The sequence below is a fragment of the Cupriavidus sp. USMAHM13 genome (assembly GCF_001854285.1).
GTDB lineage: Bacteria > Pseudomonadota > Gammaproteobacteria > Burkholderiales > Burkholderiaceae > Cupriavidus > Cupriavidus malaysiensis.
Map to the genome: position 1 here is coordinate 714231 of NZ_CP017752.1, position 19776 is coordinate 734006.

At 70.3% G+C, this 19776-nt stretch carries 17 protein-coding genes and 1 pseudogene; 14 read left to right on the forward strand and 4 right to left on the reverse strand.

Annotation, left to right across the window (positions count from 1 at the left end; genetic code table 11):
• Positions 1-55 precede the first annotated feature (55 nt).
• From BKK81_RS21580 to BKK81_RS21595, 4 genes are all read left to right on the forward strand, one after another.
• Entirely contained in the window at positions 56-838 is a 783-nt protein-coding gene (locus BKK81_RS21580) for a GntR family transcriptional regulator (protein WP_071017582.1), read from the forward strand.
• A 139-nt stretch (positions 839-977) separates the two neighbouring features.
• Positions 978-1979 carry a tripartite tricarboxylate transporter substrate binding protein gene (locus BKK81_RS21585; protein WP_156811533.1) on the forward strand — a complete coding sequence of 334 codons (1002 nt, stop codon included), beginning with the start codon at positions 978-980 and terminating at the stop codon, positions 1977-1979.
• 28 nt (positions 1980-2007) lie between these two features.
• Positions 2008-3294, forward strand: coding sequence for a 3-isopropylmalate dehydratase large subunit (locus BKK81_RS21590; protein ID WP_071017586.1), 1287 nt, complete (start codon positions 2008-2010; stop codon positions 3292-3294).
• Entirely contained in the window at positions 3291-3803 is a 513-nt protein-coding gene (locus BKK81_RS21595) for a LeuD/DmdB family oxidoreductase small subunit (protein ID WP_071017588.1), read from the forward strand. Before BKK81_RS21590 ends, BKK81_RS21595 begins: the two co-directional genes overlap by 4 nt.
• Before the next feature lie 27 nt (positions 3804-3830).
• Here BKK81_RS21595 and BKK81_RS21600 read toward each other — a convergent pair whose 3' ends face one another.
• Together BKK81_RS21600 and cynS are read right to left on the reverse strand one after the other, a co-directional pair.
• Entirely contained in the window at positions 3831-4526 is a 696-nt protein-coding gene (locus tag BKK81_RS21600; protein WP_071017589.1) for a phosphoribosyltransferase, read from the reverse strand.
• Positions 4527-4670: 144 nt separating this feature from the next.
• Positions 4671-4922: pseudogene (gene cynS, locus BKK81_RS36530) on the reverse strand (cyanase); the annotation flags it as partial.
• A 599-nt stretch (positions 4923-5521) separates the two neighbouring features.
• Between cynS and BKK81_RS21610 the strand changes: the two are divergent.
• The 7 genes from BKK81_RS21610 to BKK81_RS21640 all read left to right on the forward strand — a co-directional run bounded on the left by BKK81_RS21610 (position 5522) and on the right by BKK81_RS21640 (position 13392).
• A complete protein-coding gene (locus BKK81_RS21610; RefSeq protein ID WP_071017591.1) occupies positions 5522-5845 on the forward strand; it encodes a YXWGXW repeat-containing protein in 324 nt (107 codons plus the stop codon).
• Positions 5846-6574: 729 nt separating this feature from the next.
• A complete protein-coding gene (locus tag BKK81_RS21615; protein ID WP_071017593.1) occupies positions 6575-7450 on the forward strand; it encodes a response regulator transcription factor in 876 nt (291 codons plus the stop codon).
• 242 nt (positions 7451-7692) lie between these two features.
• A complete protein-coding gene (gmd, locus tag BKK81_RS21620) occupies positions 7693-8895 on the forward strand; it encodes a GDP-mannose 4,6-dehydratase (protein ID WP_083384328.1) in 1203 nt (400 codons plus the stop codon).
• A complete protein-coding gene (locus BKK81_RS21625) occupies positions 8888-9928 on the forward strand; it encodes a GDP-L-fucose synthase family protein (RefSeq protein ID WP_071017595.1) in 1041 nt (346 codons plus the stop codon). The genes gmd and BKK81_RS21625 overlap by 8 nt, the downstream gene beginning before the upstream one ends.
• A gap of 237 nt (positions 9929-10165) precedes the next feature.
• Positions 10166-11482 carry a hypothetical protein gene (locus BKK81_RS36090; protein ID WP_071017597.1) on the forward strand — a complete coding sequence of 439 codons (1317 nt, stop codon included), beginning with the start codon at positions 10166-10168 and terminating at the stop codon, positions 11480-11482.
• A 4-nt stretch (positions 11483-11486) separates the two neighbouring features.
• Positions 11487-12257, forward strand: coding sequence for a glycosyltransferase family 2 protein (locus tag BKK81_RS21635; RefSeq protein ID WP_071017598.1), 771 nt, complete (start codon positions 11487-11489; stop codon positions 12255-12257).
• Between the two features lie 7 nt (positions 12258-12264).
• Positions 12265-13392: a glycosyltransferase family 4 protein gene (locus BKK81_RS21640; protein ID WP_071017600.1), complete on the forward strand. Its 1128-nt coding sequence runs from the start codon at positions 12265-12267 to the stop codon at positions 13390-13392.
• Positions 13393-13470: 78 nt separating this feature from the next.
• Here BKK81_RS21640 and BKK81_RS21645 read toward each other — a convergent pair whose 3' ends face one another.
• Complete coding sequence (locus BKK81_RS21645) at positions 13471-14772, reverse strand: lipopolysaccharide biosynthesis protein (RefSeq protein ID WP_071017602.1); 1302 nt, start codon at positions 14770-14772, stop codon at positions 13471-13473.
• A 283-nt stretch (positions 14773-15055) separates the two neighbouring features.
• On the opposite strand from BKK81_RS21645, the gene BKK81_RS21650 reads away from it, so the two are divergent.
• Both BKK81_RS21650 and BKK81_RS21655 read left to right on the forward strand, forming a co-directional pair.
• Positions 15056-16324, forward strand: a complete 1269-nt coding sequence (locus BKK81_RS21650) for a glycosyltransferase WbuB (protein WP_071017603.1) — start codon at positions 15056-15058, stop codon at positions 16322-16324.
• A 154-nt stretch (positions 16325-16478) separates the two neighbouring features.
• A complete protein-coding gene (locus BKK81_RS21655; RefSeq protein WP_071017605.1) occupies positions 16479-17033 on the forward strand; it encodes a putative colanic acid biosynthesis acetyltransferase in 555 nt (184 codons plus the stop codon).
• Between the two features lie 105 nt (positions 17034-17138).
• Here the strand turns inward: BKK81_RS21655 and BKK81_RS21660 are convergent, their stop codons facing one another.
• Positions 17139-18329 carry a glycosyltransferase gene (locus BKK81_RS21660; RefSeq protein WP_071017607.1) on the reverse strand — a complete coding sequence of 397 codons (1191 nt, stop codon included), beginning with the start codon at positions 18327-18329 and terminating at the stop codon, positions 17139-17141.
• Positions 18330-18665: 336 nt separating this feature from the next.
• Between BKK81_RS21660 and BKK81_RS21665 the strand changes: the two genes are divergently transcribed.
• Positions 18666-19775 carry a polysaccharide biosynthesis/export family protein gene (locus BKK81_RS21665; protein ID WP_071021981.1) on the forward strand — a complete coding sequence of 370 codons (1110 nt, stop codon included), beginning with the start codon at positions 18666-18668 and terminating at the stop codon, positions 19773-19775.
• Position 19776: the final 1 nt, after the last annotated feature.

The following is a 19776-nucleotide window of genomic DNA, read 5'->3' on the forward strand; positions in this document are numbered from 1 at the left end:
ATGATGCAACGTACATTACACCATTCCGTCCCTGCCAGCGTCTGCAAGGTAAGCCATGAGTGAAGCCGTCGTCCCCCTGTATCACCAGATTTACGTGGTACTCCGCCAACAGATCGTGGAGGGCCGCTTCGGCCAGGGCCCGCTGCCCGGCGAAATCGACCTGGCCAAGCAGTTCCAGGCATCGCGCGTCACCATGCGCCGTGTGTTCGACCGGCTGGTCCAGGAAGGCCTGGTGCGGCGCCACCGCGGCCTGGGCACCTTCGTCAACCCGCAACCGCCCAAGCCCGCGGTGACGGCCGAGGAGCGCACCAGCAGCCTGCTCGACAACATCATCGACATGGGCGAGAAGACCTCGGTCAAGGTGATCTCGATCGACGAGGTGCATGCCACGCCCGAGGTCGCCGAGGCGCTCGAACTCCAGCCCGGCGACCCGGTGCTGAAGGTGGTGCGCGTGCGCCACTACCGCAACCGCCCCCTGTCGCACATCACCGCCTACCTGCCGGCGGCGCTGGGGCGGCCGCTGACCCGCAAGGACCTGGAGACCACGCCGATGCTGCGCCTGCTCGAAGCCGGCGGCGTGGAACTGGGGCGGGCCACCCAGGTGCTGAGCGCGCGCCTGGCCGACGTGGTGGTCGCGCCGCTGCTGGACGTGCCCGTCGGCGGCGCGCTGCTGGCGGTGCGCCGCGTGGTCAAGGACAGCCAGGGACGTCCCGTGCAGTTCCTGCTGGGCCAGTACCGCCCCGACCGCTACGAATACCGCATGGAGCTGTCGCCGGCCGGCGGCGACAGCGCCAATGTCTGGGTCGAAAGCGAGATGCGCGCGGGCCTGAACGACTGAGGACCGCCGGGAACGGGCCGGCCCGGCCCTGCCCTGCCGGTCGGCGGATGGGCGATACTGCACGGTTCCAACCATCCCGGAACAAGGAGCCATCCGCATGCCGATCCGCAGCCAGCGTGATTCACGCCGCTTCCGTCCGATGTTCTTGCTGCCGGCGGCACGCCGCCGGCGCGCCGTCTCCGCAGCCCTCGGCGCGCTCGCCGCGCTCGCCGGCCTGGCCCTCGCGGCCCCGGCCGCGCGCGCCGAGATCGCCGGTGGCAAGCCGATCCGCATCCTGGTGGGCGCCCCGGCCGGCGGCACCACCGACCTGATGGCGCGCACCATCGGCCTGGAGATCTCGCGCGAGCTCGGCCAGCCGGTGGTGGTCGAGAACCGTCCCGGCGCCGGCGGCAACATCGCCGCCGACCAGGTCGCCAAGAGCACGCCCGACGGCACCACGCTGCTGATGAGTTTCACCAGCCATACCATCAACGCCTCGCTGTACAAGAAGCTGCCCTTCGATCCGGTGCAGGACTTCACCCCCATCTCGCTGGTGGCCACCGTGCCCAGCGTGCTGGTGGCCACGCCCGGCCTGCCGGCCAGCAATGTGGCCGAGCTGATCCGGCTGGCGCGCGCCCATCCCGGCAAGTACAACTTCGCCATCGGCTCGGTCGGCTCCTCGCTGCACATGGCCGGCGACATGTTCAAGATGATGACGGGCACCTACATCGTCAACATCCCCTACAAGGGCACCGCGCCGGCGATCACCGACCTGCTGGCCGGCCAGGTCGACCTGATGTTCGCCAGCACGGTCAACGTGATGCCGCACGTCAAGGCGGGCAAGCTCAAGGTGCTCGGCGTGACCAGTCCCGGCCCGCTGCCGCAGTTCCCCGGCGCGGAGCCGATCGGCAACACGGTCAAGGGCTTCGAGTCGAATGCCTGGTTCGGCCTGTTCGGCCCGGCCGGGCTGCCGCGCGAGGTGACGCAGGCCCTCAACCAGGCAGTGCGGCACGGGCTGGATTCGCCGGCCGTGCGCAAGCGCCTGGAGAACGACGGCGCGCAGCCGGTGGGCAGCACGCCCGAGGCCTTCGCCGGCTTCGTGCGCGAGGACATCAAGCGCTGGGCCAAGGTGGTGCGCTACTCGGGCGCGAGCCCTGATTGAGACGGAACCCGAAGGAACGAATGAAGGCATGACGGTCCCCGCCACCCTCGCCCAGAAACTGGTGGCACGCGCTGCCGGCCGCACCCACGTCGAGCCCGGCAGCATCGTGATGTGCCGGGTCGACCTGGCCATGTCGCATGACTCGAGCGGCCCGCGCCGCGTGGCGCCGCTGCTGCGCGAGCTGGGCGCGAAGGTGTGGGACCCGCAGCGCTACGTGGTGGTGACCGACCACTACCTGCCCGCCGTCGACCCCGAGGCGCAGGCCATCGTGCGCTTCACGCGCGACTGGGTGCGCGAACAGCGCCTGCCCCACTTCATCGACGGCGAGGGCATCTGCCACCTGGTGCTGCCCGAGCACGGCCACGTGCTGCCGGGCCGCTTCATCGTCGGCGGCGACAGCCACAGTCCTACCGGCGGCGCCTTCGGTGCCTACATGTTCGGCATCGGCGCCACCGAAATGGCGAGCGTGCTGGCCACCGGCGAGATCTGGCTGCGCGTGCCGCACACCATCCGCGTGCACTGGAGCGGGCGCCTCGGCGACGGCGTCTGCGCCAAGGACATGATGCTGTTCCTGTGCGCGCGCTTCGGCCTCGGCGGCGGCCGCTACGAAGCCGTCGAGTATGCCGGTCCGGCAGTGGCGGCGCTGCCGATGCAGGAACGCATGACGCTGGCCAATATGAGCGCCGAGCTCGGCGCGCAGACCGGCCTGGTGGCCCCCGACCGCACCACGCTGGACTGGCTCGCCGCCGCCGGCGTCGATGCCGGCGCGCTGGCCGGCATCGACCTGGCGCACTGGCGCAGCGATGGCGAGGCCCCGTTGCTGGCCAGCCATGTCTTCGACGCCGCGGCACTGGCGCCCCACGTGGCCGCCCCCCACTCGCCGGCCAACAGCGTGCCGGTGGCACAGGCCGAGGGCGAAGCGCTGCAGATCGCCTACCTGGGCGCCTGTACCGGCGCCAAGCTGGAAGACCTGCGCATGGCGGCGCGCGTGCTGCGCGGGCGCCGCGTGGCCGCCGGCATCAGCCTGCAGGTGGCGCCGGCATCGCTGCGCGACCAGCGCCAGGCCGAGGCCGAGGGCACGCTGGGCGTGCTGCTGGATGCCGGCGCGACCCTGCTGGGCAACAGTTGCAATGCCTGCGCCGGCTACGGGCCCTCGCGCTTCCCCGCCGGCAGCCGCGCCATCGCGTCGACGGCGCGCAATTTCGCCGGCCGCATGGGCGGCGCCGGCAGCGCGGTCTGGCTGGGCTCGCCGATGACCGTGGCGGCCAGTGCCGTCACCGGCCGTATCACCGATCCCCGCTCCCTGCTCGCATGACCACCGCCCTCCCCGAACCCCAGCCTGGCGGCCGCATCTGGCGCTTCGGCGACAACGTCGACACCGACGCGATGGCACCCGGTGCCTACATGAAGGCCGGCATCGAAGAGCTCTCGCGCCATTGCCTGGCAGGCCCGCGCCCCGGTTTCGCCGCCGCCGTGCGGCGGGGCGACCTGCTGGTGGCGGGATGCAACTTCGGCCTCGGCTCCTCGCGCGAGCAGGCACCGCAGGCGCTCAAGCACCTGGGCGTGGCCGCGGTGATCGCCCCCTCGTTCGCCGGCCTGTTCTACCGCAACGCCATCAACCTGGGCCTGCCGGTGCTGGTCTGCCACGACACCTCGCCCCTGCGCGACGGCGCGATGGCCCGGCTCGACCTCGACAGCGCCACCCTGGCCCTGGAGGACGGACGGCGCCTGGCTTGCGAGCCGATCCCCGCCTTCCTGCTCGACCTGCTGCGCGCCGGTGGCCTGATGCCACACCTCAAGGCCCGGCTGGCCGGCGCGGGCTGAGCCGCGCCGTCCGCGGCTCCCGACTCCCTATGGCGCGGCGCCACCGGCGGCGGCGCGCAGCAGGCGCAGCACCTCCTCGTCGCCGGTCTGCGTGAAATCCAGGTAGAAGGCGCCGACCGCGCCGAACACCGCCGGCGTATTGAGGCAGACCACCTGGTCGGCCGCCGCGCGCAGGGCCGCCAGCCCGTCCAGTGCCCCCACCGGCACCGCCGCCACCACGCGCGCGGCGCCGGCCGCGCGCACCGCTTCGAGCGCGGCGCGCATGGTGGCGCCGGTGGCCACGCCGTCGTCGACCACGATCACGGTGCGGCCCTGCAGCGGCGGCAGCGGTGCGCCGCCGCGGTAGCGCCGTTGCCGCAGCCGGATCTCATCGAGCTGCCGCCCGCGCTCGGCATCGAAGGCGCCGCTGTCGATGGCCCGGCGCGCCCACGGGTCGTCGTTGGCCACGGTGTGCGGCGCGGCGGCCGGCGGAACCCCTTCCACCACCGCGCCCAGCGCCAGCTCGGGATAGCCTGGCGCGCCGATCTTGCGCACCAGCAGGACATCCAGCGGCGCCGCCAGCGCGCGCGCGACCTCGAAGGCCACCGGGACACCGCCGCGCGGCAGCGCCAGCACCAGGGGAGGCGTGCCGCCCGCCGGCGCCGCCAGGCCGAGTTCGGCCAGCCGCCGCGCCAGGTAGGCGCCGGCCTCGCGACGGTCGGCAAAGCAGGGCGGCACGGGCATCGGCACACTCCGGCATGGCTGCGTGGCGCAATCCGCCGCCGCGGCTGCGGCGCGGGCGCCCGCGCTAACCACTATAGTGCGCGGCAGCAGCGCCGGCGGCACCGGCACTTCGCAGGCTCAGCGAGCGCCGCGGGCTCTGCGGACTCAGTAGGTCTTGTACGGCAGGAACTTGCCCGACATCTCGATGCGCACGCGGTCGCCGGCGGGATCGGCCTCGCGCCGCAGGTCCATGCGGAAATCGATGGCGCTCATGATGCCGTCGCCGAACTCTTCGTGGATCAACTCCTTGAAGGTGGTGCCGCAGACGCTGACCAGTTCATAGAAACGGTAGATCAGCGGGTCGGTGGGCACCGCGCCCGGCAGCGACCCCTTGCAGGGCACCCGCATCAGCCACGGCAGCGCCTCCTCGGGCAGGCCGAACAACGACACCACCGCGCGCCACTGCCCGGACACCCCCGGGCGTACCCGTTTCTGCGTACCTGCTGCGTGCGCAAAACGGTGACTTCCGGCCCGCGCCCGGCGGGCACGGACGGCCAACCGTTGCGGCAATCATTTCCGATGTAACGCCGGATTAAGACGCGGCGCCGCGCGCGAGACCCCGCCGGCCCCCAACCGGCCCCCTGTGCCACCCGCCAGCCCAGCGCCCGCAAGGCCCCGCGGGCGTTGCCGGGGAGCGCAGCAGGGCCGCACAGCCCCGGCGGCATGGCCGGCGCGGCTTACAAGTGCTAACGCCGGCACCGCGCGTGCCCCGCTAGATTGGAGCCATGTTCAACGCGAGCCTTTCTCGGAGCCAAGACATGAAACGCGCCCTCGCCCTCGTCGTGCTGCTGACCGGCGCAGCCGCCATGCTTTCCGCCTGCATCGTGGTACCGCCGCGCGGCGGCCCGCCGCCTTACCACTACTACCGCTACTGATGCGGCAAGCGGAAGGACATAGGGAAGCAGAGCCTGCCGCCATGGCGCGGCAGCGATGACAAAGCCGATCCGGAGAAAATGATGAAGCGTCAACTCATGCTCGCCGCCGCCGTACTGGCCGCCGGCAATCTGTCCGGCCTGGTCGCCCCCGCCCAGGCGCAACCCGTGGGCGGCCCCCCGCCCTATGCTCGGCGCGACGGCCCGCCGCCGCCGCGCTATGAACACCGCCCGCCGGCCCGGCCCGGCCAGGTCTGGGTGCCGGGCCACTGGCGCGCCGACGGTCCGCGCTACACCTGGGCCGGCGGTTACTGGGCGCACGGCCGCCCCGGCTACCGTTATGTGCCCGAACAATGGGTCAGGGGACCGCACGGCTGGGTCCTGCGCCCCGGCCGCTGGACCCGCTGAGCGCCCGGCGCCTGCCCCGCCCCGGGCAGGCGGGTCGGCGCCGCCAGCCGTCCACCCCGCCTTCCACCTCTTGGCGCCCTTTTCCACCCCTGCGGACCCCTTCCAAGCCTCTCCCCCACAAGGCGGAGGGGGCATCGTCCTTTTGCATGAGGCCCGCCCTCCCCGCCCTCCTCGCCGGGCCCTGACGGTCCAGTCCGGGCCACACGCGCCCCACCCGGCCGGTTCGTTTCAGAAATGCAGCAGGATTGCCGCCACCGATAATCCAGGCTCCCCCATGCGGGTCATTAATCACGGCATCTCCAGCAGAATTCCCGATAATCAGTTTCATGGCTGAAACATAATCCTGGCCAATCTGTTGCAGCGATGAAACGGATTTCCAGGCACCACGGATGGCGCATAGCCGACACCGCAAACCCGCGACAGCAAAGGCTTTTCGCCACATCAGGAATATTTTTCTGCGACCCCCGAATGAGGGATTTAGGCTCGCTTGCATTCATTTCAATCAGCCCATAAGATGGTTTTACGCTGATTTATCAGCTAGGTTTTCCGGGTAAGGGTCGGGTCAGGCCTCCAGGCAGAGCGACAGCCTCCAACCATAGTGGGCGGCACGCGGTCATGGACGCAACGGGGTTGCCGCAGTCGTGGCGCGCAGGTCTGCCACGTCATCCAATATTCCGTCAAGCAAGGCACCAAACGCCTCCAACCGGTTGAACGGGGAGCAACAACAAAATGAACGCTTTGCTGATCGAGGAGCATCCCTTGCTCCGCCTCGGGCTCTACCAGATGCTCGGGAGCATCCAGTGCTGCGACCAGGCCTTCGCACTCTCGCCTGCGGAAATGGCCCCGTACGAAAGCTATCGCGGCAATATCGACCTGATGATCTTCGGCATGACCGGCGACACCGCGCACGGCTGGCGGCAACTCGACCAGGCGCGCGAACTGTTCGCACCGGTGCGCATCCTGGTGCTGGCCGACGCGCTGCCGCTGCATGCCCCGTCTGCCGAGAGCGCGGCCGGCATCTGCGGCTGCCTGCCCAAGACCGCCTCGCTGGCGGTGCTGGAGGCTGCCATCCGCCTGGCGGTGTCCGGCAGCCAGGCCCTGGTGATGGCGAGCGAGAGCGCCAGCCCGCCAGCCGCCTCGCGGCTCGGGCTGCCAGCCACGCCGTCGCTCGCCTCTTCCGTGCCCCTGCCGCTGCCGGCGGCCACCGGCGGCGACCCGCGCTTGTCGTCGGCACGCACCGGCCACCACGCCGTGCTGCCGGTGCACGCCGCGCCGGCGGCGTCGATGGACGACGAGCCGAGCTATGACGAAGCGGAGATGCTCAAGATCACGCCGCGCCAGTACGAGGTGCTGGTGCTGCTCGCGCGCGGCTACCCGATCAAGACCGTCAGCCGCATGCTCAATATCTCGGTGGCCACCGTGAAGAGCCACGCCTGCACGCTCTACCAGCGGCTCAAGGTACGCAACAAGGGCGAGGCCGTGTACGCCGCCCTGCAGCGCGGCGCCACGCTCGACTGGGTCAATGGCGACGAGCACGCGGCACGCCTGGCGCCGGGCCGGCGCGAAGAGGCCGCGCGCCACGGCGCCGACGCCGCCGTCGTCTAGTCCGCCGGCGCAAACGGACCGGGCGTACCCGCTTCTGCGTCCGACGCGCCCCCGGCGTACCCGTTTCTGCGTAGGCATTCCAGCCGGCCCATGCGCGCCTGCGAGGCCGGCTTCCCCCCTCTCCGCCACTGTGGGCTAGCCAACAGAGACGCGCTCCGCGCCGGCCTACAGTCGGTTCACACACGCGCGGTACGCCGCCGACATGCACACGCCTGCGGGCCACTCGGGGAGCGACGGAAAACATGGGTGCCAACGACCTCCACAACGACCTCCAACCCCTTGCCGGGATCAGCGACGCCGACACGCGCCAGCCATCACGCCCCAGGCGCGCGCTGATCACGGGCATCACGGGCCAGGACGGCTCCTACCTGTGCGAACTGCTGCTGGCCAAGGGCTACGAGGTGCATGGCATCAAGCGGCGCAGCTCGCAGTTCAACACCGAACGCATCGACCACCTCTACCAGGATCCGCAGGAACCCGAGCGCCGCCTGATCCTCCACCACGGCGACATGACCGACACCGCCAGCCTGCTGCGCGTGGTCCAGCTGGCCCAGCCAGACGAGGTCTACAACCTCGCCGCGCAGAGCCACGTCCATGTTTCGTTCGAAGAGCCGGAGTACACGGCCAACACCGATGCGCTGGGTACGCTGCGCATGCTCGAAACGCTGCGCATCCTCGGCATGGAGCGCCATGCGCGCTTCTACCAGGCATCGACGTCGGAACTCTACGGCCTGGTACGGGAGACGCCGCAAAGGGAAAGCACGCCCTTCTATCCGCGCAGCCCCTACGCCACGGCCAAGCTCTACGCCTACTGGATCACCGTCAACTATCGCGAGGCCTACGCCATGTATGCCTGCAACGGCATCCTGTTCAACCACGAGAGCCCCGTGCGCGGCGAGACCTTCGTCACCCGCAAGATCACGCGGGCCCTGGCGCGCATCGCGCTGGGGCTGCAGGACACGCTCTTCCTGGGCAACCTGTCGGCGCTGCGCGACTGGGGCCATGCGCGCGACTACGTCGAGATGCAGTGGCTGATGCTGCAGCAGCCGCAGCCCGAGGACTTCGTCATCGCCACCGGGCAGCAGCACAGCGTGCGCGAATTCGTCACGCAGGCTGCGCGCGTCCTCGGCATTGCCGTGGCCTTCCACGGCAACGGCAGCGACGAGGTCGGCATCGTGGAGGCCATCGACGTGCGCGACGGCCGCACGCGTCCCGCGTGCAAGGTGGGGGACGTGATCGTACGCGTCGACCCGCGCTACTTCCGCCCCACCGAGGTGGAAACGCTGCTGGGCGACGCCAGCCGCGCGCGCGAGCGGCTCGGCTGGACCCCGCGCGTCGGTTTCGCGGAGCTGGTGCGCGAGATGACCGAGGCGGACTATGCCGCCGCGCGGCGCGACGCACTGGTACGCATGGCAGGCTTCCGCGCCTACGATCATCATGAGTAGCCGCTCGCTGCGCGTCTTCGTCGCCGGCCACCGGGGCATGGTCGGATCGGCCATCGTGCGCGCCCTGCAGGCCGAGGGCGATGTGGAGTGCGTCACCCGCCCGCATGCCGGCCTCGACCTCTGCGACCAGCAGGCCGTGCGCGACTTCTTCGCGCGCGAACGCATCGATCAGGTCTACGTGGCAGCCGCCCGCGTCGGTGGCATCCATGCCAACCAGAGCTTCCCGGCGGAGTTCCTTTACCAGAACCTGATGATCGCCGCCAACGTCATCCACCAGGCCCGCGCCGCGGGCGTCGCGCGGCTGCTGTTCCTGGGCTCGAGCTGCATCTACCCGAAGTTCGCCAGCCAGCCGATCGCCGAAGGCGCACTGATGACCGGCGCGCTGGAGCCCACCAACGCGCCCTACGCGCTGGCGAAGATCGCCGGGGTGATGCTGTGCGACAGCTACAACCGGCAGTACGGCACCGACTTCCGCTGCCTGATGCCGACCAACCTGTACGGTCCCGGCGACAACTACCACCCGACGCACAGCCACGTGATCCCGGCGCTGCTGCGGCGCTTCCACGAAGCGCGGCAACACGGCGCGGAACGCGTCGCGATCTGGGGAAGCGGGCAGCCCCGGCGCGAGTTCCTGCACGTGGATGACCTGGCACGTGCCTGCCTGCTCACGATGCGCGCGCCGGTCTCGGCCTATCGCGACTGCACCGGACCGGACGGAACCCACCTGAACGTCGGCAGCGGCGACGACATCAGCATCCGCGACCTGGCCGGCATGATCGCCTCGGTGGTCGGCTGCCGCGCCGCGATCGACTTCGACGCATCGATGCCGGACGGCACGCCGCGCAAGCTGCTCGACAGCGGCGCCATCCGCCGCCTCGGCTGGCAAGCGCGCATCGGACTGGAAGCGGGCCTGCGCAGCACCTATGCCGAGGCGGTACGCTCGGCTGCCCTGGCCTCCTGCCCGGCCGAGGCGGCGCCGGATGCGGCATGCGGCGCCGCCGGCCATGCGGCCGCCCCGCACGCCAATGTGTGAGGACGCACAGATGGATCGACCCGGTTCGTGGAATGCTGCTCCCATCGAACCAGGGCGAGCCGCCCGCCACAGCCCGGCCTCGCAGGAGCCCGGCCGCCAGGCGCGGCAGGCGGACGCGTACCGGCCGCACGCCGGGCGCGGCCGGACCCAGTGGCCAGCCACCCCGGCGCACCGGCGGCGCCGCCCGCGCGGCGGCGTTCCGGCGGAAGGCGCGACGGATGGCAAGTGGACGACGCGATGCTGCAACAGACCTCCATCCGAAAGCGCTCCGCGGATTCGGAACACCCCATCGCCTACCTGATCCTCGGCGGCATCGCCTCGATCAAGCTCAACCTGCTGGGCGAGATCTACATGGGTGAGTTCATCGCGGCCGTCTATACGATCTACCTGCTCTGCTCGCTGCAGGTCGAGCGCAGGTTCGCCGGCATCCTGGGGCTCACGCTGCTGTGGTCGATCGCGCAGATCTTCTCCGACCTCGAGAACGGCACCGATGTCTCCACCTCCATGAAGGGCGTGCTGGCGCCCCTGGTGTTCTTCGCGACCATCTACGCGGTCGGCAACGGCTTCGACAGCCGGCACGAGAAGTCACTGTGGTTCTTCGTCGCCGGCACCACCCTCTACCGGCTCTACGACACCACCTTCAACCCGATCGACGTGGCGATCGAGAATCCGTGGAAGTGGGGCTACGCGGTACCGGTGCTGAGCCTGCTGCTGGCGTACCTGTCGCTGAGGCGCGCCAGCAATATGAAGGTGCTCGTCTGCCTGCTGATGTTCAGCGCCGTCTCCATCGTGTTCGACTTCCGCAGCAATGCCGCGCTGCCGCTGTTCGGCGCCATGGCCTACCTGTACCGCGATTCGCGACCCGCCGCCTACCTCGCGCGCGCGGCGCGCGCCAGCGGCGGCATGATCGTCATCGCGCTCACGCTCGCGATGGGGATCTACCTGCTCAACGAGGTCTTTTCCTTCCTCTTCGCTCACTCCGCCGATTTCGGCTTCCTGTCGCAGGATGCCGCGCACAAGTACACCGTGCAGGCCACCAGCGATCTCGGCATCCTGCTGGGCGGCAGGCCGGAGCTGCTGGTCTCGCTGCGCGCCTTCGCCGACGCGCCGCTGCTCGGCCACGGCTCGTGGGCGCTCGACACGGGCGGCTACGTGGATGAGCTGAACCTGCTGTCGCACCAGCTCGGCATGTCGTTGACCGACAAGTTCCCGGAGCTCGATTCCACCTTGATCCCGACGCACTCGTTCATCATGAGCGCGATGGTCTGGGCCGGCATCACCGGCGGGATCTTCTGGGCGGGGCTGCTGGGCTCCTGCCTGCGCACCTTCCTGCTCCACCTGCGGCGCTTGCCGGTCTACTTCTGCGTCGGCATGCCGCAGCTGCTCTGGGATGCCTTCTTCTCCCCCTTCGGTGCCGACAACCGCTGGCTGGCGGCGCTCTACATCGGCCTGCTGTTCGCCTGGACCTGGCCCCGGCCGCGCGGCCGGCAGGCCGCGCAGCCACGCACGCCGAAGCGCCGGCCGGCTCTTTCCCGTAGACCCGCCCAGGAATGACGACGTGCTCAAGATCAGCGTGGTGACCATTTCCTACAACCAGGGAGACTACCTGAAGCGTTGTCTCGACTCGGTGCTGTCGCAGGACTATCCCGACCTGCAGTACATCGTCGTCGACCCGGGCAGCAGCGATGCCAGCAGGACGCTGATCGATGCCTGCGGCGACCGCGTCGAACGCATCTACGAGCCGGACCGCGGTCCCGCCGACGGGCTCAACCGCGGCTTCGCGCGCGCCACCGGCGACATCTTCCACTTCCTCAACGCGGACGACGCGCTGCTGCCCGGTTCGCTCGCGTACGTGGCGTCTGTGTTCGAGGCGAATCCGCGTGTCGACGTGCTGTGCGGCAGCGGCATGAAGGTGGACGGCGACGACCGCACGCTGCGGGAAATCCGCGCCTCGCCGCTCTCGCTGCTGCGCCTGGCCTACGGGGCCGTCAACTTCTTCCAGCAAGGCATGTTCTTCCGCGCCGGCAGCTTCCGCCAGGTGAACGGCTTCAACGTGGACAACCGGACCTGCTGGGACGGCGAGCTGATCCTCGACATGGCCCTGCAAGGCGCGCATTTCCGCAGCACCCGCAGGCCGCTGGCCCTGTTCCGCATCCACGATGCCTCCATCTCGGGGACCGGACGCCTGGTCGAGTCCTACCGCCAGGATGGCGAGCGCCTGTTCCGCAAAGCGATGCACAGGGAGCGCCGCCTGTACGACTGCATCCCCGCCGGCGTGTTCCTGCTGGAAAAGCACCTGCTCACCCGACTGCCGTCCCGTTGGAGATGACCCCGACATGCCGACCCGTCTTGCCATCCTCTGGCCACAAGGCTCCGGATACCTGAACGCTGCGATCAACACCGCCTGTGACCACGGTGCCGCCGTCCTGCTGTCCTGCTTCACGCCGCATCCGGCCTCGCCCTACCAGGCGCTGGCGCGCGGGCGGCGGGAAAGCGTGCGGCTGCTGGAATGGACGCGCGGACAGATCGACGACGCCAGTCTGCTCGACGAGGTGTCGCGCTTCGCGCCGGACGTGATGATCGTATCCGGCTGGAACTTCCGCTCCTACCTGAAGATCTGCACGGCGATGCGGGGCCGCACGGTCCGCGTGCTCGCCATGGACAACCCGTGGGAGGCACGCCTCAAGCAGATCGGCGGCTGCCTGCTGTCCCGCTTCCTGATCGCGCCCTACTTCGACCGCGCCTTCGTGCCCGGCGAGCGGCAGTACCAGTTCGCGCGCAGGCTGGGCTTCGACGACGGCGAGATCATCGACGGCTTGTTCACCTGCGACAAGCGCTTCTACGAGACCGGCGCGGCACGCGATCCGCTCGACGGCGAAGGCTTCGTCTTCGTCGGCCGCCTGTCCCCCGAGAAAGGGCTCGCTACCCTGATGGCGGCCTATCAGGCCTATCGCGCGAACCAGGAAGCGCCCTGGAACCTGCACGTCTACGGCGCGGGCAGCCTGGGCGAGGCCGAACGCCTGCCGGGCGTGGTGCGGCACGGCTTCGTCCAGCCGGAGGACCTGCCCGCGGCGCTGGCGCGCCACCGGGTCCTGCTCATGCCGAGCGATCGGGATCCGTGGTGCGTGGCGATCCAGGAAGGCGCCGCCCTGGCCTTGCCTATCGTCTGCACGACCCGCTGCGGCGCCTCGGTCCATCTCGTCAAGAACGGCTTCAACGGCTACAAGTTCCCGCAGGGCAGCGTCGACGAGCTGCTCGCCGCCATGACGGCGGTCGCCACGCAGCAAGACGAGGCGCTGCTACGGATGTCGCGCGGCAGCCTGTCCCTGGCGATGCAGTTCCACCCGTCGCTGTGGTTCGACAACCTGATGCGCTCGCTTGCGCCCACCCGGGGCCGTGGCGTCCGTCCGGCCGCGCCGCCCGGAGCGGAGCAAGGCGCCTGGAAGGATGCGCCGGCATCCTGACAGGGATGCCGGCCGGCGGCGCGCCCGCCTCGTGCCCCTGCGCGCCTCGCGTATCCCGTGCGTCCTGCCGCGCCCGCGCTAGGCAGAGCGCGGCGCCGCCATGCCTTCGCGCGAGAATCCCCGCAGGCGCGGCAGCAGGGCCACCAGCAGCAGCACCTCGGTTCCCAGCACGCCGAGCGCGGCGCCGGCAGTTCCCAGCAGCGGTCCCGCCATCAGCGCGATGGCGAGCCCGCTGGCATTGGCCGCCAGGTAGACCACCGCGTAGCGCACGTGATTATTGGTCGAGGTGAACATCAACGAACCCGTGTACCAGAGCGAGTTGACCACGGCAGCGGCCAGCAGCAGGCCGAAGTCCGGCTCCACCGGTTGCAGCTTGCCATGCGTCCAGTAGCGGCAGATCACGTCCGCGGCGAGATACAGGGCCAGGCTCGAGGTCGCCGCGAGCAGGATGCAGCCCGCGGTGGCGCGCCGGTACAGCGAACGCAGCGCGTGCGCCTTGCCCTCGCCGTAGAGGCGGCCGATCTCCGGTGCCAGGGCGAGATTGACCAGTTGGGAGAGCTGGTAGGGCACGCGCGCCAGGGTGCGCATGGCGCTGAAGTGCGCCACCGCGACCGGGCCGAACAGCGTGCCGGTCAGCAGCACGATGCCCTGCAGGTTCAGCGCGCCGCCCAGCGAGAACGCCAGCAAGGCGATCGCCGGCACCAGCATCTCGCGCAGCTCCCGCCACGACGCCAGCGCGAACCCCGCCACGGACCAGGCGGCGAACGTGCGCGAGCGCAGGTAGAGCACCAGCACGAGCAGCACGCGCACCGCGGCGATCACGCCGAGCAGCACGGCGAAACCCGCCTTGAACACGAGCGCCCCGATCACCACCAGGGCGAACTCCAGCAGGCGGGCCACATTCATCCACAGGGTGGACTCGGCATAGCGCCGCTCGCTCTGGAACACGCCGCACAGCAGCACCGCCAGCATCTGCAGGCTCGACTGCAGCGCGATCATCACCAGGGCGGGCGCGACTTCGGCACGCGCCAGCCCGAACCAGCCTGCCACCGGCGCGCCGAGCAGCAGGCCGATCGGCACGGCGGCGGCGGTCAACACGGTGCCGACGACGACGAGCAGCAGCAGGGCCGACTGGAAACTGACGGCCGCCGACCTGGCATTGTCCGCGGCAATGCACATGATCATGCGGTTCAGTGCCACGCCGGTGAAGCCCAGGTCGGCCAGCGACAGATAGGCGGCGATGGTCGCCATCATGATCCAGGCGCCGAAGCGTTCCGGCCCCCACGCCATCAGCAGCAGGGGAACAGTCAGCAACTGGGTCGCCACCGTCGACGCCTGGGCGAAGACGTTGGCGCCGATGCTGCGGGCGATTCGATTCATGGTTCCCCCGTGATCCCCCGGCCGTGGCCGCCGCGCGCTTGCCGGCAGCACGGCACGGACCACGCCACTTTGCGGCTGCCGCCCGGGCCCCTCGGTTCGCTAGCGCACATCGGCGCGGCGCCGGTTCCGGCGCGGGCGCGGCGCCACGCCAGTCTGCGTGCGTGCGTTAGCCAACGGTGGCGGGCGGCGCGCGGCCGTAAGGTGGCATGAGCCGCGCCTTGCCACCGCGCGCCTCATCGACGACACGGCCCGGCCGTCAGCCAACCCCACGTCCATCGCCGTCATGAAACTGCTCATCTACTGCCTGAACTACGCCCCGGAACTGACCGGCATCGGCAAGTACGCCGCCGAGCAGGCCGAGTGGCTGGCCATGCACGGACACGATGTCAGGGTCATCACCTCGCACCCCTACTATCCCGCATGGCGCGTGGCAGACGACCACTGCGGCTGGCGCTACCAGCGCGAGCAGCGGGCTGGCGTGACGGTGTTCCGCGCACCGCTCTGGGTACCGCACACGCCATCCAGCATCAAGCGGCTCCTCCACCTGGCCAGCTTCGCGCTGTGCAGCCTGCCCCTGCTCGCGGCGCAGTGGCGCTGGCGTCCCGAGGTGATCTTCCTGGTAGAGCCGCCGCTCGCCTGCAGCCCGGCCGCGCTCGCCTTCGCGCGCCTGCGCCATTGCAAGGCCTGGCTCCATATCCAGGACTACGAGGTCGAGGCCGCCTTCGCCCTGGGACTGCTCAAGCATCCCTGGCTCGAACTGGCGGCGAGCGCGCTGGAACGCCACGCGCTGATGCACTTCGACCGCATCTCGACGATCTCCTCGTCCATGCTGTCACTGGCCCGCCGCAAGGCCGTGCCGGATGAACGGCTGATCTACCTGCCCAACTGGGCCGATCTTGCCATCGCCCCTTCGGCCAGCAGCGTCGCCCTGCGCAGCGCGCTCGGCATCCCCGCGCATGCCGTGGCCGCGCTCTACTCGGGCAATATGGGCAACAAGCAGGGCCTGGAGATCCTCGCGGAGGCCGCGCGCCTGCTCGCCGGCGAGACCGGGATCCACTTCATCTTCTGCGGCGCGGGGCCGGGCAGGGCGCTGCTCGAGCAGCGCTGCCAGGACCTGCCCCAGGTGCATTTCCTGGCGCTGCAGCCCGCCGAGCAGTTCCCGGCACTGCTCGGTGCCGCCGATATCCACCTGCTGCCGCAGCGCGCCGACGCCGCGGACCTGGTCCTGCCCTCGAAGCTGGCCGGCATGCTGGCGAGCGGACGGCCCGTGATCGCCACAGCGGAGGCCGGCACCGAACTGGCCAGCCTGGTCTCGCAATTCGGCATCGTCACGCCTCCCGGCGACGCACAGGCCATGGTCAGGGCGCTCCAGGCCCTGGCCGAGCGGCCGGCCCGGCGCGGCTTGTTCGGCGCCGCCGGCAAAGCGTGGGCCGCCTCCCATCTCGACCGGCACGCCGTGCTGGCGCGGCTGGAAAGCGAACTCCGCCGGCTGACCGAGGACGGCGGCGCCGGCACGCGCGGCACCACGCTCGAGGGGCTGGGCGAGAAGTAGGCCGGCGAGAAGCAGGCCGGCGAGAAGCAGGCCGGCGCCGGCACCGGGCCCAATGTGGGCCTCCACACCGAGCCGCGCGGCGCGCCGGCGCAGGATGGCAAGGCAAGGGGCAGCACGCCCGGCATCATCCTCGAGACTACAGCGGGGCCGTCATATGATCATCGAACGCCGGGACCGGGTCGCCGGTCCGTCATTCCCCCTCGGCAACCGCGCCGTGCGCCAGCTCTGGAACTGTGCCTGGCTGCTGCTGTTCCGTCCCAGCCCGCGCCCGCTGCACCGCTGGCGCGCCGGCCTGCTGCGGCTGTTCGGCGCGCAGCTCGGGCGCCAGGTGCACGTCTATCCCTCGGCCAAGGTGTGGGCTCCGTGGAACCTGCGCATGGGCGATCATGCCGCGGTCGCCGACGGCGCCACCCTGTACAACATCAGCCCCATCACCATCCACGAATTCGGCATCGTGTCCCAGGGCGCCCATCTCTGCACCGGCTCGCACGACTACAACAATCCGACGTTCCAGCTGATCGCCGCGCCGATCGTGGTCCAGCGGCACGCATGGATCTGTGCGGAGGCCTTCCTGTCTCCCGGCGTGACGGTACCCGAAGGCGCCGTGGTCGCGCCCCGCGCGGTGGTGACGAAGTCGCTGCCCTACGCCTGGACGGTATATGGGGGCGTTCCGGCCAGGCCGATCGGGCAACGGCGGCGGCAGGCCTGACCAAGCCGGCAGATCGGTCGGGCCCGGGACGTGGCTCGGCGGCCACCGGCGGACCGTCATGCGGCGTAGACGCTCCCTTTGCCCCCCGCCATTGCCGGCTTGCCACTACCGGCTGTACTGCATGAGCCGCTCTTCCCGCGCGGCCACTGTTTCCGCTTCGATCAGCTCGCGCAGCCGGGCCGCGGCCCGGGCACTGTGAAAGGACTCGTCGAAGGCGCGGCGCGCGTTGGCGCCCATCGCGCGCCGCCGTGCCGCGTCCAGGCCCAGCCAGCGCTGCAGGACGTCGATGGTCCCGGCCAGCGAGTCCGGTGCAACCAGGCCGGCTCCGCTCCGTTCTGTCTCGCGCCAGATATTCACCTTGTCCGAGATCAGCACCGGCAGGCCGCAACCGAGCGCCTCGGCCACCGCGACGCCGAAATTCTCCTGGTGCGACGGCAGGCAGAACGCATCGGCCGCGTAGAAGGCTCCCCACTTGGCATCGCCCTCCAGCATGCCGGTCCAGGTGATCCTTGCGCCGACCCCGCACAGCCCGGCGATCCGTTCGAGCCGTGCGCGCATCTCGGCATCGCAGGGGCCGGCCATGACCAGGTGCAGCGCGGCGTCGCTGCCCGCCACGGCAGCGAAGGCCTGCACCAGCAGGTCGCCCCCCTTCTTCTCATGGATCCTGCCGAGGAAGAGCAGCAGCCGGCGCCCGCGCAGCCCGGGATGTGCGGCGAGGAAGCCCGCGCGCAGGCGCTCGCCGTCCTGCGGCGGCAGCGCGGTCCCGTACGAGGTCACCAGTTCCCGGCATTGATAGAAGGGGAAGGACTGGCGCGCGCGCACCCGCTCTTCCTCGGCGGTGAACAGCACGGCGCGGGCATCGCGCAGGATGTGCCGCTCGCACAGCGTCCAGTACAGCAGCTTCTTGGCATGCTTGAGCGGATAGCGCTGCCTGAACCAGGGATCGAGCATGCCGTGCGTGAAGACGAAGTACGGTACGTTCCCGCCGCGCAGCGCGAGCCAGACCGCCAGTCCGTGGAATTGCCAGATGCCGTTGACGATGACGGCGTCGTAGCCGGCGCTGTAGCGCGCCAGCCAGCCGAACAGGCGCCGATTGAAGGCATAGCGCAGTTGCGATGGCCCGAGTGCGACCAGGCCCGGCCTGCCCGCCGCCAGGTAACCGGCGTCGGGCGGGTCGCAGCAACAGATGTCGGACTGCACGCCCTGCAGCGTCAGCGATTGCCGCAACTGCCGCAGCCCTTCCGGCGGGCCTCCGGAGGCGGGGTCGATCGACGATATGACATGGAGGATCTTCATGTTCGCTGGCTCGCTCGGATGGGGTCGACCGGCCGGTGCGCCGGCCAGGCTGCTCCAGACTATGGCCGGCCCGCTGCCCCCTTCGGTGCGCAGGCACACGCAAGGCGCCCGGCACCCTGCGCCGGCGCCGGCGCAGGGTGCCGGGCGGTACGGTGCGGCTCCGCGCGCACGAAACTGTGCGAAAGCGCACCGAAACGGCGCCAACGGCCGCCTACTCTGCTCCCATAGGCCAGCGTGGTCGCCCAGCCCATGCTGCCGTTGCCTCAGCAGGGAGGTACCGTCATGCATCCAAGCCGCTCGCTCTCCAGCACAGATGCCGCCGGCACGGCGCGGGCCATGGCGCGCGCGCGCTGCCTCGCGCTCGGCGCCTGCATCCTGCTGGGCGCCTGCGCGGCGTCTCCGGGCATGCACTTCAGCGCCGGCGCGCCGGTGAGCGCCATGGGACCGGACGCGATTCCCGAGGTCACCCCGATCACGCTGGAGCTGGTGCGCGAACTGCGTAACAAGGCCCCCGTCGCCAACCAGGACGTCGAAGCCTTGTTCGGCCAGCCCCAGCCGTACCGGATCGGCACCGGCGACATCATCTCCGTGGTGGTCTGGGATCATCCGGAACTGGTCTTCCCGACGCAGACCTACAGCATCGGCGCGGCCTTCGAGATCCCCACCTCGACCGGCGGCTCGAACATGCCGGGGTACGTGGTCAGTCCCCAGGGCGATATCCAGTTTCCGTACGCCGGGGTCATGCGGGTCGCCGGCAAGACCGCCAACGAAGTGCGCGCACAGATGGCGCGCGTGCTGTCGCGCGTCGTCAGGGATCCGCAGATGACGGTGCGCGTGCTGGGCTTCCGCAGCCAGCGCGTCTACGTCGACGGCGAAGTGAAGACGCCGGGCATGCTGGCGATCGACGATGCGCCGATGACCCTGGTGGAGGCCCTGAACCGCGCCGGCGGCGTGCTCAACCAGACCGGCGACAACAGCCGCATCCGCGTCACGCGCGGCGACCGCAGCTGGTACGTCAACATCCCGGCCCTGCTGGCCAAGGGCGTCGATCCGGCGCGCATCCTGCTGAAGTCCGGCGACATCGTCCGCGTCGAGCAGCGCGAAGACAGCAAGATCTTCGTCACCGGCGAGGTGGTGCGCCCGACCTCGCTGCTGATGCGCAACGGCCGCATGACGCTGAACGAGGCCCTGGGCGATGCCGGCGGTGTCAATCCGGCCACCGCTAACGCTGAAGAGATCTTCGTCATCCGCAAAGGACTGAGCGACGCCCCCAAGGTCTATCACCTGGACGGCACGTCGCCCGCCGCGCTGGCCATCGCCGAAGGCTTCGAGCTGCAGCCCAAGGACGTGGTCTACGTGGACGCGCGCGGCGTGGTCCGCTGGAGCCGCGTGATGAGCCTGCTGGTGCAGCCGGTGGTGGGCACCTCCAGCTTCATCAAGCCTTGAA

Coding starts and splice junctions, on each gene's coding strand:
- BKK81_RS21650 (WP_071017603.1), top strand. CDS start 15,056: ATGAAACTGCTCATCTACTGCCTGAACTACGCCCCGGAACTGACCGGC.
- BKK81_RS21595 (WP_071017588.1), top strand. CDS start 3,291: ATGACCACCGCCCTCCCCGAACCCCAGCCTGGCGGCCGCATCTGGCGC.
- BKK81_RS21665 (WP_071021981.1), top strand. CDS start 18,666: ATGGCGCGCGCGCGCTGCCTCGCGCTCGGCGCCTGCATCCTGCTGGGC.
- BKK81_RS21660 (WP_071017607.1), bottom strand. CDS start 18,329: ATGAAGATCCTCCATGTCATATCGTCGATCGACCCCGCCTCCGGAGGC.
- BKK81_RS21645 (WP_071017602.1), bottom strand. CDS start 14,772: ATGAATCGAATCGCCCGCAGCATCGGCGCCAACGTCTTCGCCCAGGCG.
- BKK81_RS36090 (WP_071017597.1), top strand. CDS start 10,166: ATGCTGCAACAGACCTCCATCCGAAAGCGCTCCGCGGATTCGGAACAC.
- BKK81_RS21610 (WP_071017591.1), top strand. CDS start 5,522: ATGAAGCGTCAACTCATGCTCGCCGCCGCCGTACTGGCCGCCGGCAAT.
- BKK81_RS21590 (WP_071017586.1), top strand. CDS start 2,008: ATGACGGTCCCCGCCACCCTCGCCCAGAAACTGGTGGCACGCGCTGCC.
- BKK81_RS21580 (WP_071017582.1), top strand. CDS start 56: ATGAGTGAAGCCGTCGTCCCCCTGTATCACCAGATTTACGTGGTACTC.
- BKK81_RS21600 (WP_071017589.1), bottom strand. CDS start 4,526: ATGCCCGTGCCGCCCTGCTTTGCCGACCGTCGCGAGGCCGGCGCCTAC.
- gmd (WP_083384328.1), top strand. CDS start 7,693: ATGGGTGCCAACGACCTCCACAACGACCTCCAACCCCTTGCCGGGATC.
- BKK81_RS21640 (WP_071017600.1), top strand. CDS start 12,265: ATGCCGACCCGTCTTGCCATCCTCTGGCCACAAGGCTCCGGATACCTG.
- BKK81_RS21585 (WP_156811533.1), top strand. CDS start 978: ATGTTCTTGCTGCCGGCGGCACGCCGCCGGCGCGCCGTCTCCGCAGCC.
- BKK81_RS21625 (WP_071017595.1), top strand. CDS start 8,888: ATGAGTAGCCGCTCGCTGCGCGTCTTCGTCGCCGGCCACCGGGGCATG.
- BKK81_RS21615 (WP_071017593.1), top strand. CDS start 6,575: ATGAACGCTTTGCTGATCGAGGAGCATCCCTTGCTCCGCCTCGGGCTC.
- BKK81_RS21655 (WP_071017605.1), top strand. CDS start 16,479: ATGATCATCGAACGCCGGGACCGGGTCGCCGGTCCGTCATTCCCCCTC.